At 61.6% G+C, this 13,464-nt stretch carries 15 protein-coding genes and 4 pseudogenes; 6 read left to right on the top strand and 13 right to left on the bottom strand.

The features are described from left to right. From M3I54_RS24110 to M3I54_RS24125, 4 genes are all read right to left on the bottom strand, one after another. Positions 1-990: tyrosine-type recombinase/integrase (locus M3I54_RS24110; RefSeq protein ID WP_254340565.1), on the bottom strand; the 990-nt coding region annotated here is incomplete at its 3' end. Continuing rightward, positions 983-1,924 (bottom strand): tyrosine-type recombinase/integrase, encoded by a 942-nt coding sequence (locus tag M3I54_RS24115; RefSeq protein WP_254340574.1) that lies wholly within the window; start codon positions 1,922-1,924, stop codon positions 983-985. The genes M3I54_RS24110 and M3I54_RS24115, both read right to left, overlap by 8 nt. Then, on the bottom strand, positions 1,921-3,162 hold the full coding sequence (locus tag M3I54_RS24120) for a tyrosine-type recombinase/integrase (protein WP_254340575.1): 1,242 nt from the start codon (positions 3,160-3,162) through the stop codon (positions 1,921-1,923). Before M3I54_RS24120 ends, M3I54_RS24115 begins: the two co-directional genes overlap by 4 nt. A 48-nt stretch (positions 3,163-3,210) precedes the next feature. After that, positions 3,211-3,426 carry a hypothetical protein gene (locus tag M3I54_RS24125; protein ID WP_254340740.1) on the bottom strand — a complete coding sequence of 72 codons (216 nt, stop codon included), beginning with the start codon at positions 3,424-3,426 and terminating at the stop codon, positions 3,211-3,213. On the opposite strand from M3I54_RS24125, the gene M3I54_RS24130 reads away from it, so the two are divergent. Further along, positions 3,365-3,565, top strand: coding sequence for a DUF1289 domain-containing protein (locus M3I54_RS24130; protein WP_254340576.1), 201 nt, complete (start codon positions 3,365-3,367; stop codon positions 3,563-3,565). The genes M3I54_RS24125 and M3I54_RS24130 overlap by 62 nt on opposite strands. A gap of 194 nt (positions 3,566-3,759) precedes the next feature. On the opposite strand, the gene M3I54_RS24135 is transcribed toward M3I54_RS24130, so the two are convergent. From M3I54_RS24135 to M3I54_RS24145, 3 genes are all read right to left on the bottom strand, one after another. Then, a complete protein-coding gene (locus M3I54_RS24135) occupies positions 3,760-4,185 on the bottom strand; it encodes a hypothetical protein (protein WP_254340577.1) in 426 nt (141 codons plus the stop codon). Next, on the bottom strand, positions 4,178-4,747 hold the full coding sequence (locus M3I54_RS24140; protein ID WP_254340579.1) for a hemerythrin domain-containing protein: 570 nt from the start codon (positions 4,745-4,747) through the stop codon (positions 4,178-4,180). Before M3I54_RS24140 ends, M3I54_RS24135 begins: the two co-directional genes overlap by 8 nt. A 223-nt stretch (positions 4,748-4,970) precedes the next feature. Then, positions 4,971-5,324: a hypothetical protein gene (locus M3I54_RS24145; RefSeq protein ID WP_254340581.1), complete on the bottom strand. Its 354-nt coding sequence runs from the start codon at positions 5,322-5,324 to the stop codon at positions 4,971-4,973. 296 nt (positions 5,325-5,620) lie between these two features. Between M3I54_RS24145 and M3I54_RS24150 the strand changes: the two are divergent. Further along, positions 5,621-5,830, top strand: a pseudogene (locus M3I54_RS24150) (SDR family oxidoreductase); the annotation flags it as partial. A 68-nt stretch (positions 5,831-5,898) separates the two neighbouring features. Here M3I54_RS24150 and M3I54_RS24155 read toward each other — a convergent pair. Together M3I54_RS24155 and M3I54_RS24160 are read right to left on the bottom strand one after the other, a co-directional pair. Further along, positions 5,899-6,301: pseudogene (locus tag M3I54_RS24155) on the bottom strand (alcohol dehydrogenase catalytic domain-containing protein); the annotation flags it as partial. Between the two features lie 126 nt (positions 6,302-6,427). Continuing rightward, positions 6,428-6,883: a universal stress protein gene (locus M3I54_RS24160; RefSeq protein ID WP_254340582.1), complete on the bottom strand. Its 456-nt coding sequence runs from the start codon at positions 6,881-6,883 to the stop codon at positions 6,428-6,430. 243 nt (positions 6,884-7,126) lie between these two features. On the opposite strand from M3I54_RS24160, the gene acs reads away from it, so the two are divergent. Genes acs through M3I54_RS24175 form a run of 3 tightly spaced genes read left to right on the top strand, consistent with a single transcriptional unit; the run spans position 7,127 to position 10,386 of the window. Next, positions 7,127-9,100: an acetate--CoA ligase gene (acs, locus tag M3I54_RS24165; RefSeq protein ID WP_254340583.1), complete on the top strand. Its 1,974-nt coding sequence runs from the start codon at positions 7,127-7,129 to the stop codon at positions 9,098-9,100. A gap of 16 nt (positions 9,101-9,116) precedes the next feature. Next, positions 9,117-9,713, top strand: coding sequence for an acetate uptake transporter (locus tag M3I54_RS24170; protein WP_254340584.1), 597 nt, complete (start codon positions 9,117-9,119; stop codon positions 9,711-9,713). Positions 9,714-9,735: 22 nt separating this feature from the next. After that, positions 9,736-10,386, top strand: a complete 651-nt coding sequence (locus tag M3I54_RS24175; protein ID WP_254340589.1) for a nitroreductase family protein — start codon at positions 9,736-9,738, stop codon at positions 10,384-10,386. A 638-nt stretch (positions 10,387-11,024) separates the two neighbouring features. Here M3I54_RS24175 and M3I54_RS24185 read toward each other — a convergent pair. The 3 genes and pseudogenes from M3I54_RS24185 to M3I54_RS24195 form a co-directional block, all read right to left on the bottom strand. Continuing rightward, the gene (locus M3I54_RS24185; RefSeq protein WP_254340591.1) at positions 11,025-11,483 is read right to left on the bottom strand and encodes a universal stress protein; all 459 of its coding nucleotides are present in this window, start codon (positions 11,481-11,483) and stop codon (positions 11,025-11,027) included. Between the two features lie 249 nt (positions 11,484-11,732). Further along, positions 11,733-11,906 (bottom strand): annotated as a pseudogene (locus M3I54_RS24190) (ATP-binding cassette domain-containing protein); the annotation flags it as partial. Positions 11,907-11,962: 56 nt separating this feature from the next. Beyond that, a pseudogene (locus tag M3I54_RS24195) lies at positions 11,963-12,208 on the bottom strand (1-phosphofructokinase family hexose kinase); the annotation flags it as partial. 153 nt (positions 12,209-12,361) lie between these two features. On the opposite strand from M3I54_RS24195, the gene M3I54_RS24200 reads away from it, so the two are divergent. After that, positions 12,362-12,658 (top strand): hypothetical protein, encoded by a 297-nt coding sequence (locus tag M3I54_RS24200; protein ID WP_254340593.1) that lies wholly within the window; start codon positions 12,362-12,364, stop codon positions 12,656-12,658. Here the strand turns inward: M3I54_RS24200 and M3I54_RS24205 are convergent. Next, positions 12,633-13,379 carry a beta-ketoacyl-ACP reductase gene (locus tag M3I54_RS24205; RefSeq protein WP_254340594.1) on the bottom strand — a complete coding sequence of 249 codons (747 nt, stop codon included), beginning with the start codon at positions 13,377-13,379 and terminating at the stop codon, positions 12,633-12,635. The genes M3I54_RS24200 and M3I54_RS24205 overlap by 26 nt on opposite strands. Positions 13,380-13,464: the final 85 nt, after the last annotated feature.

The following is a 13,464-nucleotide window of genomic DNA, read 5'->3' on the forward strand; positions in this document are numbered from 1 at the left end:
GGTGCGGAGGAAGGTCATCAGGTCGGGCTGATCCCGCCATTGCTTTTGTCCTTCGGCACCGCCTTCCACTTCGCATGTCGCTAGCGCCCGCGCCTTTGTTTCCAGATTGATCTCGGCGTAGATATTGGTCGTCTCCAACGAAACGTGCCCAAGCCAGCCGCGTATCGTATTGATGTCGACACCGGCCTGGAGTAGTAGCGAGGCGGTCGTATGCCGAATCACATGTGGGTGCACATTCTTGCCGGCAAGCGACGGCGCGTTGGCTGCAGCACGGATAGCGCGGCGCTTGACCAATGCATGAATGCCGGAGCGCGTCATCGTCTGGTGGAATCGATTGAGGAACACCGGCGCGTCTGCGGCCCTCCCCTCGGACTCTGAGCGCAACGCATCGAGTGTGGATTTCCAGAGCGGGCAGCGGCGATGTCTGTTCCCCTTGCCGACGATGCTGACCGAGCACGTGTGCCAGTCAACGTCGCCAATCTTGAGCTGCGCAGCTTCGCTTGCACGCGCTCCTGAGTTAAACATGAAGAGCAGTAACGCATGTTCGCGCTGCCCCTGCGCTGTATTGACGTCAGAGGCAGCGAGCAGGGCGTCCATTTCCTGCCTGCTAAGGTAGCTGATCTCCGGCCGACTGGTTCTCTTGACAGGAATCAGATGAATCTGTGCCCACCAGTCGACGTATTCAGGCGCATGTTCGCCGATGAAACGAGCCAGCGCATGGATGCCGCCAAGCCGCTGATTTCGTGTGCTGACCGTACAGTGGCGTTGTTCTTCCATGTGCGTCAGGAACAGACGGACCATTTGCGCGGAGAGATCATCAACGGTCAGGCGATCGATCCGCTTGTCGACCTTGGCGGCTAAATACGGAAGCAACAGCATGAGCATGTCGCGGTAACTTCTTTGCGTATTGACGGCAAGGTTACGTTCGCCCACCAGATACTCAATCAGGAAACGTCGGATCCACGGACCCAGCAGGGATGAGTTATTCATGTTGCACCTCAAGGACGTATGTTTCAAAGCGCGTGCTCGCTGCATTCAGCAACTCGGGCGTCAGGGTAAGGTAGCGTTGGGTGCCCGCGAGATCGATGTGGCCGAGATAGGTCGCGAGCTGCGGCAACAACAGTTGCAAATCCGCGCCGCAGCGATACCAGGCGATTAGCCGGTGCACTGCGCCTGAGTGTCGCAAATCATGCAGCCTCGGCTGGCAGGACGCACCGCCTTCGCGTTGGATATTTGCCAGAGTACGCTGTCGCTGAAAGGCCTTGCGCACAGCTTTCTGGCTCAGGGGGCGACCATCGCGTAAGCAGAAGAACGGCGCATCCGGTGCCTGCCCAAATCTCTGGTTGCGTTGCCGGGCATAAGTTTGCATCGCTCTATTCAGATCTACGCCTAGCGGAACCAGCCTGGATCTATAGAATTTGCTCTCGCGCACGTGCAGGACGGCTTCGTCGAGATCGACGTCCTGCATGGTTAGCCGCAAGGCTTCGCCATGGCGGAGGCAACCGCCGTACAGAATGAGAATGAGTGCACGCAAAACATATGCATCCAGCAGACCGCGTGGACTGCATGCCGCCGACGCCACGTCGAGCAGGCGCTTTAATTCCTGCTGCGAATAAATATAGGGTGTCAGCGGTGGCGGCAATCTCGGACTGTAGCGAGGAAGCGGCGAAGCCTGGACATATCCACGCGAGAGAGCAAAACGAAACAGGCAGTCAAGTACAGACCTTCTCTTCCGCCAATGGTTAGTCAGCGGCCTGTTGCCTGTCAGAAAGTCCTGTACCTGTCCGACCGTGACCGATTCCACATCAATGTTGCCATCAACCCGGTGGCAGAATGAGGCAAGCGTGGCCGCCTCGGAATTGAAGCGCATGCCCAACGCCCGTTTGTGGCTCACGTATTGGGCGACGAGTTCGGAGAGCTTCATAGCAGACTCCCCAGATCGATTTCGGCTACACACCGCAGTCCGGTCAGGTCGACCTTCGCATAGATTCTCGTCGACGAAGCGCTGCGATGGCCGAGGTGATCACCGATCTCCTTCAGCGCAAAACCCGCGTCGAGTAAGTGCCGGGCGTTGGCGTGCCTCAGGCAATGTGCGCCACGCCGCGGAATATCGATGCCCAGCGTCGTGAGACGCGAGCGGACAATGCCGCTTACGCGTCCGGGTGACAGCGGTCGGATCGGCGCCTCGACCGACAGGAAGAGCTCTCGATGGGCGCTTCGTGGACGCGCTTCCTTCAGGTAGCGCAGAATGGCGTTTCCAACGGTTGCCACCAGCGGGTATTGCTGTGTGCAGCGTTGCTTCGGACGATTGACATGAAGGATCTCGCCGCACCAGTCGATGTCCTCCAGACGGAGCCGTACTACCTCGCCGCGCCTCAGTCCGTAAACAACCAGCAGCATGATCATCGCACGGTTGCGTAGATCGATCGTGCTCTCGCCGACAAAGCTGGCGACAAACCTTTGCACGTCATCCCAGTTCAGCCCGAGCGGCAACCCCTCCTCTCTATACACCACAGGTGCCTCAATGCCCGACGCAACGTTGGTAGCCCACCCTTGTCCTTCTGCGTACCGGAAGAAATTGCGCAGCGTGCTCGCAAGCGCGTGCAATGAGACTCTGCTCCAGCCGCGGTTGCCTTGATAGGCGAGGTAGGTGTCGACATCGTGGATGGTGAGAGCATCGAGTGCCTTGTCAGGGCGACAGACCATTGCCAGAAAATGGCCGATCTCATCACGACAGGTTGAAATCGTGGCAGAGGAAAGTCCTCGCTGGTCGCGCATGAAATCGACGTAGTGCTCGACATAGCGAACAAATGGTTCTTCTATAGGATGCCGTTCCTCCAGACGCCCCAGAAAACGCAGCCAGGCCGTCGCGGTATGGATGAACAGAAGCCGCGAGCTGCGGGACTCGTTCGTGCGCTCACTTCGGAGAAGTCGAATCCGATGGTCAACCGCAAACGCGATTTCCTCGTGCGTTATTAACCGCGGGCGGGACAGATCAATGCTCTGTGAAAAAACCAGCAGGATCCACGCGATCTTCCGAATCGACCTGAGCGGATAACCCTGTTCCTGACAATGTACGAGGAAGCGCTTCCTGGATTCCACGCAGGGCGCGAGATTGTGGGCAGCAAGAACATGCGGACGCGTAAAGAGAGTCTCGAACATGATATTCCCCCATCATTGATCAGTGGAATATCAGTATCAGCCTGAAAATTATGTCGTCATGGAAACGTCAACGCGATAGACGATGGGGGTTGTTGAGAACCACTGTGACATATTTTTTACCGCACCATACTCGTGGCGGCCGGCCAAAACAATTGTCGCTGCCCAGCCGAGCGTGAATCCGACGCGTGCCGCCGCCTGAGCGATGGCAGTCAAATCACCGCGCATCGATGTATGCGCGTTCGATAGCAAAACCGGGCTATGCATCGGCTGCTTTCGAACACGCGATGAAATCCGGGACTGGAAGAAGCTGACTGACTTCCGGCGACACCAGATCCTGAATGAGAAATCCCAGCGACGGGCGAAAGTGACTCGGGGCGCACCGACAACCCACGCGGAAAGCTGAAGAGGCGGGCGTGCGGGACGCCACCACCTGAATGTCCAGTCTGCTGCGTCTTGCGGTCCGTTCGCGGGGAATCGGTCAACGGCAGAAGTGGGTCGGCTACCGAAGTTTGTAGCTCCGGCGCTTCAGCGGCTCGTGCCGCCGACCGGCATCATTCATCTGGCTCACCCCCCGGCATCGCATCTTCTACGATGCCTTCAGGTAATCGGCGCAGAGCGCATGAATCCGCTGGACAACGGGCGAGCGGTAGTCGAGGAACCAACCTGTGCGCAGATTGAAGGGTCGATGCAATCTGCATCGCCCTTCGGGAAGGGACGCACACTCTCTTGCCCGGCGATCACGCGTGACGCCTCTACAAGCCTGGCACGCTCCAGCCAGTCACATTCAGCGTTGTTCGACCTCAGGCAGATCTGCACAGATTCAATCAGGTGATCCGTGCGCAGCCACACGCCCTCGCGTGCGAATGCAAAGAGCTGGCCGACCACAAGGAAGCACAGCAATTCGGTCCGGGCTTCGTCGTCAAGAAGTCTCAAAATGCGCCCCCCGGGATCTTGATGAATCCGTCGATAGGATAGCAGGCGATTCTCTGCGCGGATCTCCCCGCTCCGCATTTCCCTATGCATGGTCCTGTCCCGGCACATAGGCATCAAGCGTAAACTTCCTGCGTAACGCGACAAAGCGCTCCAGCACATTATCGCCGAAAAGCGGGTCAACAATAGCCGGCACTGCCACAGCAACCGCAGCCCAGTCCTCTTCAGTCAGCGCCTGTGCTGCGCGGCCCATCACATCCCGCTCCTCAGTGGAGATGTGGTGGCGGTAATACACAAGATACGTAGCGGTGGCGGCCTCGAGAGCCGCACGCGGTGCCAGTACGTCTCCCGCTGCGTCATTCAGGCGGTTAAAGAGTTCTTCTCCGGCCGTGGCAATTACGCGATGCTCTTGCAGAAGCCGGTTTACCACCAATTGAGTTCCCGGATTCCGTTTGACAAGCCGCGCATATGCAACGTCTTCCGGTGGATGATGAAACCGATCCGAATAATCCCGCAAGTAGAAGAGAATATCGCTCATAAGGGCGTAGTCCGGACTCTCGCCCCGGTGGAAGGCAGCTACCTGTTCGTCCAGAAGGTCAAGTAGTCGACCAAAATTGACGTGATCGGTATGCCAATTGGCAAGTGGGTTGGTCATGATGAGCCTCATCGAAGCGAACTATGTGCGCGATAGGCAATCGCTCGTGTCGGCCTGGTCTCATGCGCCCACGGCGATCCGTGAATTTTGAATACGTTGGCGCCGACCTGAATGGGGGCTGACGCTAGTCAATGCGGGGCGCTGCAGCCTTCGCGTTTCAGCGGAACGGAAACAGCGTCATCAAACTACCAACAACCGAGTTCGTTGTTTCTTGCCTCTTGCGCTACAGGGCGTACTGCAGCGCAAGATCGAGTGCAATCACAACCATCGAACAACTGAGGCCAGTCAGAAGATTCGAAACACGGTGCTCGAAGTCGTGATGTCGGCCGATCGACACCGCAATCAGGAAAAGAGTCGCGACGACGACTTGGATTCCGACGAACACGAGCATGAGCATGAGCAGGAACTCATATCCCATAAATCTGAAATTCGAGAAATGCATTCCGTAGTCGTAGATCCACCTGCTCACTCGATGAATCTCGTACAGCAACAGGAGGATCGGAAACACGTAGCTGATGACGTAGGTCGGCATCGTTGCATGCCGCAGTTCGATATTGAAATGATGTGTGGCTTGCATGGTCACTCTGCCCTACACGTCTCGCGGTCAGCGATCCCGCCCCGGCTGCTTTCGGGTACGACGCAAATCCACAATTCGCAACTCCAATGCGAGTCGACCTTGACTGCACCATGTTCCCGTTAGCGGCTCGACACATTGATCTAGATCAAAGTTGGGCAAAGTACGAGAGCTAGCAAGGAGCCCGCCGGAATAGCGGACTTTGCCCCCAGCGATTCGTCACAGCCGGCTAACGCGATTCAAGCCACTCAGAGAGGGTTTTCGCTTCGTCGGAATCCAACGTAAGGACGACGGCTTTCATGACGGGAGCGTTGGTGCGCGTCCACAACATGGCCAAAAACGCGGCTGTCACATACGCGCCAGAGAACGTCCGAGTTAATTCGGTGCATCCTGGTCTTATTCGCACGCCGCTCGTCGTCTGTCAGTCGGAAGACATGAACGCCGGAATCATCAAGAACACGCCAATGGGCCGGATGGGTACACCTGAAAAAGTTGCTGCCCGCTGGGTATTTCCGGCAAGTGACGAGTCCTCCTTTGTTACAGGCAGCGAGCTCGTCATCGACGGTGGGCATCTGGCGCGGCAGATGGAAGCAATAGCGGGCGTCGGCGACGGTGCGCGTCGCATAGCCACCGTCGATCGTGTAGCCGGTGAAGCCGGGCGCGTTGCAGAGGTTCTCGCGCCCGTCGGCGCAGAAACGGCAATGGCCGCAGGTATGCCCGAGCCACGGCACGCCCACGCGGTCGCCGGGCGCGAACCCCGTCACGCCTGCCCCGAACGCCGCGACCGTGCCGACGATCTCGTGGCCGGGAATGACGGGCCTTTTCGGGTGCGCGAGATCGCCGTCCACGACGTGCAGGTCGGTGCGGCACACGCCGCACGCGCGCACATCGATCAGCAGTTCGCCTGCGCCCGGCGCCGGGTCGGGTAGATCGGCTTCCCGCAGTCGCGGATTCTCGCCGTCGAATATCATCGCTCGCATCGCCAGCCTCCTCGGATCTACGTTCGGCGTCGCCCGGGGAAGCGGCACTTACATGCGGTCAAAACGCTTCAATAGCGTCCCAGCCTCCACGCCAACTTCCCACCATGCTGGCTCAATGTACCTGCCCTAACCATGCACAACCAAAACCGGACAGGACGATATTCGCAGAAAGCCCTCAGCGACACTGCCCAGCACAGCCCTGCTTACGCCGTGCCTGCCGTGGGTGCCGATCACGACCAGATCCGCTTCCTGCATTTTTGCGCAGCGCTGCAGGCATTCCGGGATCGAGTCGGATTTTCCAAGCGTCTCGCAGATCTCAACTGAGCACGAAACCTTCTGATCAATCGTCGCCCGCCTAACCTCTTCAAGCGCGAGGCGGCCGTCCTCGTTCAGCACCCTGCCGAGCGCCTCGGGATCGAAGTAGCCGGAGTACGGCGCAAGGCCCCACTTGTGCACGACGTACACAGCATGCACGCGGGCGTGCGCAAGTGCTGCGAGCGCCACGGCTTCCTGCGTAGCACGTCGCGCAGAATCATTACCGTCCACTGCCAGCAGAATCTTTCGATAAACGGGCTTTGCCATTTGACGGCTCCCCTGATTCGCGTCGTGTCATGACGACGCATTGACCCTACGCAACGGGCTCCGGTTTCGACTGATCTACGTCAACTGGTTGTGAATCGCAGGCGCGACGGCGGCTGCTTTCGCGTGCCCAAAATACTGGTTGATCTGAGTCAACCGCGCTCGCGAGCGAGCCACGAGACTGAAGCCGCACGACACGAGAGATGCTTGTCTTGATTGCCACCGCATTGCGCATGCGAGGAGACCATGTCCCATCCCGAACCGACGCCCACTGGCATCGCCCCATCACCGATTGCCTTGCTGAAGGGCGCTGCCATCGACGGCATGCCGGCTTATGAAGCGCTTGTTGACGAAGCGCGACGCGACCCCGACTCGTTCAGGGCACGTCTCGCCCGCGAGCACCTCGATTGGAAGCGCCCCTTCACGCGTACGCTCGACGCATCGGACGCGCCATTCTTCAAGTGGTTCGACGACGGGCTGCTCAATGCCTCGTACAACTGCCTTGATCGCCATCTAGCGAACGGCGGTGCTGAGCGCACTGCGCTGATTTTCGAGGCGGACGATGGCGAGGTCACGACGCTCACGTATGCCGAACTGCACGCGCGCGTGTGTCGGGTCGCGAACGCCCTGCGCGCACGCGGAGTACGGCGCGGCGATCGCGTGATGATCTATCTGCCCATGTCGATTGAAGGCGTGGTCGCGATGCAGGCATGCGCGCGCATCGGCGCACCGCATTCGGTTGTGTTCGGAGGCTTTTCCGCCAAGTCGCTGCATGAACGCATGGTCGACGTCGGCGCATGCGTGCTCATCACCGCCGACGAGCAGGCGCGCGGCGGCCGCCACCTGCCGCTCAAGACAATCGCGGACGAAGCGCTCGCGATTGGCGGTAGCGAGAAAGTGCATACCGTGGTCGTCTATCGGCGCACGGGCGGCTCGATACCATGGCATCCGCCGCGCGACGTCTGGCTGCACGAGATCGAGCAGGCGCAACAGTCCGAGTGCGAGCCCGAATGGGTTGACGCGGAGCATCCGCTCTTCATCCTCTACACCTCTGGGTCGACAGGCACGCCCAAGGGGGTACAGCACAGCACGGGCGACATGCTGTGGGCGGCGCTCACGATGAAGTGGACCTTCGATATCCGGGCGTCGGACGTATTCTGGTGCACGGCCGACATCGGCCGGATCACGGGGCACAGTTACATCTGCTACGGCCCGACTGCGGCGGCCGCAACCCAGGTGATCTTCGAAGGCGTGCCGACGTGGCCTGATGCGGGCCGCTTCTGGCAGATGATCGAACGCCACAAGGTTTCGATTTTCTATACCGCGCCCACTGCCATCCGCTCGCTCATCAAGGCGGCAGACAGCGAACCCGATGTCCATCCGTCGCGCTATGACCTGAGTTCGCTGCGCCTGCTCGGCACCGTGGGCGAGCCGATCAACCCGGAGGCGTGGCGCTGGTTCGCGGCACAGGTGGGCGGGGGGCGTTGCCCCGTGTTGGACACGTTCTGGCAAACGGAAACCGGCGGCCACATGATCGCGCCACTTCCGGGCGTCACGCCGCTCGTGGCGGGCTCGTGCACCCTGCCGCTGCCCGGCATCGAGGCGGCCATCGTCGACGAATCGGGGCACGAAGTGCCGAATGGCAACGGCGGCCTGCTCGTCATCAAGCGGCCCTGGCCTTCGATGCTGCGCACGATCTGGGGCAACCCCGCGCGCTATCGCGGCGGCTACTTTCCGGAAGAACTCGGCGGCAAGCTCTATCTCGCCGGCGACGGTGCGATTCGCGACGCGCAAACGGGATACTTCACGATCACGGTCCGCGTGGACGACGTGCTCAACGTCTGCGGCCACCGCGTGGGCACGATGGAGATCGAATCTGCGCTCGCCGCCCATCCACAGGTGGCCGAAGCCGCCGTGGTAGGCCGGCCCGACGCGACCACGGGCGAAGCCATCGTCGCCGTTGTGGTGCTCAAAGGCGCGCGCCCGCTCGACGAAGAGGCACAACGCATTGCCGACGCGCTGCGCACCTGGATCGGCCACGAGATCGGCCCGATCGCCAAGCCGCGGGAAATCCGCTTCGGCGACGCCATGCCGAAAACACGTTCCGGCAAGATCGTGCGCCGCCTGCTTCGCTCTGTCGCGAAGGGCGAGGCCGTTGAGCAGGACACCTCGACTGTCGAAAACCCCGGCGTCATCGCGCAATTCAGCAAGGCTGCATGAACAGGACATATTCACCATGAAAACTTCCGCACCCAACCCCGCATCCCTCGGCCTTGCCGGATTCGCCCTCACCACGTGGCTGCTCAGCATGATCAACGCCGGATGGTTTGGCGGCGATGCGCTGGGTCTCGTACTCGCCTGCGCCCTTGCGTTTGGTGGCACCGCGCAGGCGATCGCGGGGCTCATCGAAATCCCTCGCGGCAACACGTTCGGCGCCACGGCATTCGTCGCCTATGGCGCGTTCTGGTGGTCGTTAGCGCTGTACCTCATGTACCTGCACGAGCATGTCGTGCCCGCTTTTGTCGGCTGGTACCTGCTGCTTTGGGGCGTTTTCACGTTTTATATGTGGATTGCCACCTGGCGCGCGTCACGCGTCCTGCGACTTCTCTTCCTTGCGCTGTGGATCACGTTCTTCCTGCTAGCCGCGAGCGAATGGACCGGATCGAACCTGATCCACCACGCGGGCGGTTACGCCGGGCTGATCACCGCACTCGTCGCGTTCTACCTTTCCGCGGCGGAAATCATCAACGAGACCCACGGCCGCAGCGTGCTGCCAACCGGTGCGCCGGCCAGCGCGAATGCCGACGATCTTGCCGGTGCACGCACTGCGTGACCTCGAGCGACTGGAGAACACCATGACCGAACTTCAACGCATCGACTACGAACCCACGCCGCTGCTACCCCCCGCCCCCGCTAGCGGCCAAGCGCAGGAGTTCATCACCCTTCCGCGCCCTCGCCTCGGCGCCGGCGCGCCGCTCATGACCGCCCTGGCAAGCCGCAAGAGCACGCGCGCCTATGCGGATGTGCCCATGACGCTCGACACGCTCGGCGACTTGCTCTGGGCCGCCAACGGCGTCAACCGCCCGGATACTGGTGGGCACACGGCACCATCCGCGCACGGACTCCACGAGATCGACATTTATGTTGCGCTCCCGCAAGGCGTGTATCGCTACGAGCCGGCGCTTCATCATCTCGTGCTCAAGCATCTCGCCGACGCGCGCAACAGGACCGGCTATCAGGATTTCGTGGGCAAGGCGCCGCTCGACCTGGTGTACGTGATGCGGGGCTCGCAGGTGCTCGCTACGCCGCCGCAGCAGCGCGAACTTTTCGCCGGCATTGCCGCAGGTGCGATTTGCCAGAATGTTTCGCTTTACTGTGCATCGGAAGGGTTTGCCACCGTGGTGCGCGGCTGGATCAACCAGAGGCTGCTCGCCGACGCGCTGCGCCTGAACGAAGACGAGGTGCCGCTTCTCGCGCAGACCGTCGGCAAGCCCGCGGTGAATTGACCAGCGGCCGGATCAAGTCATAGCGGCGCCAGGCCGGAAAATGAAGCGACGATGTCCACACGCGTCGATTTGAGCGCTGTCCAAACCGGGTACCGGCTTTGTTATGTCCGCACGCCCTGGGCCTGGTTCACGCGCATCCCGCTCGACCAGCAATGGGGCGAGCACTGGGAGCGTGCGCCGTATATGCGCGAGGCTGGCTTGCCCTACTCCGACGAAGCCGACCAGATCCTCAAGGTCGGCTTCGATGGGCCGTTGCTGGGCCCAGAAGAGGGAGAGTACGCCCACCCGTACAGAGCGCAGGAAGTCCAATGCCAAACAGGCGTCGTGGCTGCGCACCGAAAGCTACCTCGGAGGCCCTACCATTCACATCATGGCAGGTGTCACGCTGCGGCGATTTATGGAATTGGTCGAACTGGCGGGAGGAGCGGTCTACGCGCCTCTCGGGTGGGGCGAGTTGCCCGGACTTCGGGTTGCGTCGGGCGCCGCCTGTTGAAAGGGGCTGCCGCCGCATCGAAAAAACGTGTGCGCGATGCCCTTGCGCACGTCAGACCTCGTGCGTGTCACCGCGCACGATTTTCAGGAGGGCGAACAGCGCTTCTTCTTCATGCGTTCGCTCCGCTTGGGTTAGCCGTCGCTCACTACTTGTCGGCGCCGCGAACGAGCAGTATCGGACATGGCGCTGACCGCACGAACTGCTCCGCGACACTGCCGAGTAGCGCGCGTTTGATGCCGCGCCTGCCATGCGTGCCAAGCACGACCAGTTGCGCACCATGGCTTGACGCGCAGCGCCGCAGACATTGCGCTACGTTGTCGTTCATGTCCTGCACATCGAGCAGTTCGGTCTCGCAGCGCACGCCAGCCGACGTCGCCTGAGTGCGGGCCTCCTCGAGCTGCTTCATGGCGTCTGTGCGATACGCCCGGATCATCTCGGCTGGCACGTAAGTAAGTCCCATGCCGACACCCATGAGCGCGACGATATCGAGCGCGTACACGACGCGCAGCTGTGCGCCGGTCAGGCTCGCGAGCTTAAGCGCTTCGGCGAGCGCCCGCTCCGACGTTTCGCTGCCGTCGTAAGCCACCAGGATTTTTTCGTACATGTCATTCACCTCTTGGGTATTCGCCCAGCGGTTCGGGTTTGTGTCTTTCCATCTTCGAATCGGCCAGCGTTATGCGCTTGACCTGTGTCAAGGAACGCCGGTGCCACGCTCGCCGTCGTCAATGCGTTCCCGCCACGCCCTCGCCGCTCGCGGGCTCGTCGCGCCATCGGCCGCCCAGCGCCGCGTACAGCGCCACGGTGGCCTGCGGGCGCCGCGCCGCGGCTTCGAGCCACGCGATCTGCGCCTGATGGGCTCGTCGAGCACAAGAATGTCGGGCTGGCTCACGATCGTGCGCGCGATCGCCACACGCTGCGGCTCGCCGCCCGAGAGCTTCACGGGCGGGAGTGCCGCGCGGCCGGCGAACCCCACCACGTCCAGATAACGCACGGCTTCGGCCAGCGTTTCCGCCCATGGACGGCGCTCCGCTCAGTGACCGAGAAGTTTTCGCGGGTCTCGCCCGCGATGCGCAGTCGCCGGCCGGGCACACGCTCCGCCGTGAGCATCTGTTCGAGCAGATTCCCCGATGAGCCGCCTGCCAGGTAGAGCGCAAGGCGGTTCGACTCGCGGCCGGCGAGCCGCTGGATCACGCGGGCGACATTGAGCCCGCCGCCGCCCGGATAGCGGCGCGCGGCGTCGCAACGCAGCTTGTGCGTATCGACGACCCGCTCCACTGCCGTCGAGACGTCGACGGCAGGATTCAGCGTACGTGTCGCGATCTCGACCACCCTCGCCCCCTCACGTAGGCGTTTGCCTACACACCAAGAAAAAATGCTGACGCCAGTTTCAGCGCCCGCTCATTGGAACGGGCCCGGCGGCGTCACATACTGAAGACGTCCCACCGCAGCCGCCTGACCCCATCCGTTGCAAGGAGCGTTGATATGTCCACCGTCGAAATCCGCTCGCTGACCGCCGCGACCCTCCCCAACGCCAGTGCCGCCGACGACCCCGAAACCCTGCTCGCACTCGCCCGTACCGCCGGCCTGCTCGTCACGCTCGACGGCCAGATCGGTCGCGAGAAGTATCAGAGCGTGGCGGGCTCGCTGCATGCGTTCCAGCGCTTCGCCGCCGCACTTGCGTGGCGTCCTCGTCGCGGCCGGCGCGCACTGAGGACGCCGCCTCGCGATCCTGGGCGCGCAAGTGCCGCGCGTCCTATTCCATGTGCATGCCGCCATTGACGGCAAAATTGGCCCCGGTCACGAACGCCCCATCGTCTGAGCACAGGTACGCGACCAGCGACGCCACCTCCTCCGGCCGCCCGAGGCGTCCAACGGGAATCTGCGGCAGGATGCGCGTATCCATGATGTCCTGCGGCACGGTTTCCACCATGGCAGTGGCAAGGTAGCCCGGCGATACCGTATTCACGGTCACGCCACGTTTCGCAACTTCAAGCGCGAGCGACATCGTAAAACCATGAATGCCCGCCTTTGCGGCCGCGTAGTTCGTCTGCCCAAAAGCCCCACGCGAACCGTTCACCGAGCCAATGTTCACAATGCGGCCGAACCGCCGTTCGTACATGCCCGGCAAGAATGGCTTCGTGAGATTGAACATGCTGTCGAGATCCGTGTGCATCACTGCATCCCACTCGGGCTTCGAGAGCTTCATGAAGCTCGCATCGCGCGTAATCCCGGCATTGTTGACGAGCACCTCGACACCGCCGAACTCCGCGATCACCCTTCGCGCACAGTCTGTGCATGAGTCGTAGCTGGCCACGTCGAGCCCGAACGCATGGAACGTGCGGCCCGCTTCGCGTTCGCCATGCAGCCATGTCACCACGTGGTCGTTCTGCTCCGAATGGGAAACGATCACGGTCATGCCAGCGTCGTACAGCCTCCGGCTGATGGCGGCGCCAAGGCCTCCCATTCCGCCGCTCACCAAGGCAATCCGGTCCTTGCGCATCGTGCTTCTCCTCGCAGATGGATGATCGGCCGCGGATCGGCGCGATCGAAATATTCGCACCACTATAGAATCGCGCCTTCGCCCG

The organism is Paraburkholderia sp. CNPSo 3274 (assembly GCF_024206475.1).
GTDB lineage: Bacteria > Pseudomonadota > Gammaproteobacteria > Burkholderiales > Burkholderiaceae > Paraburkholderia.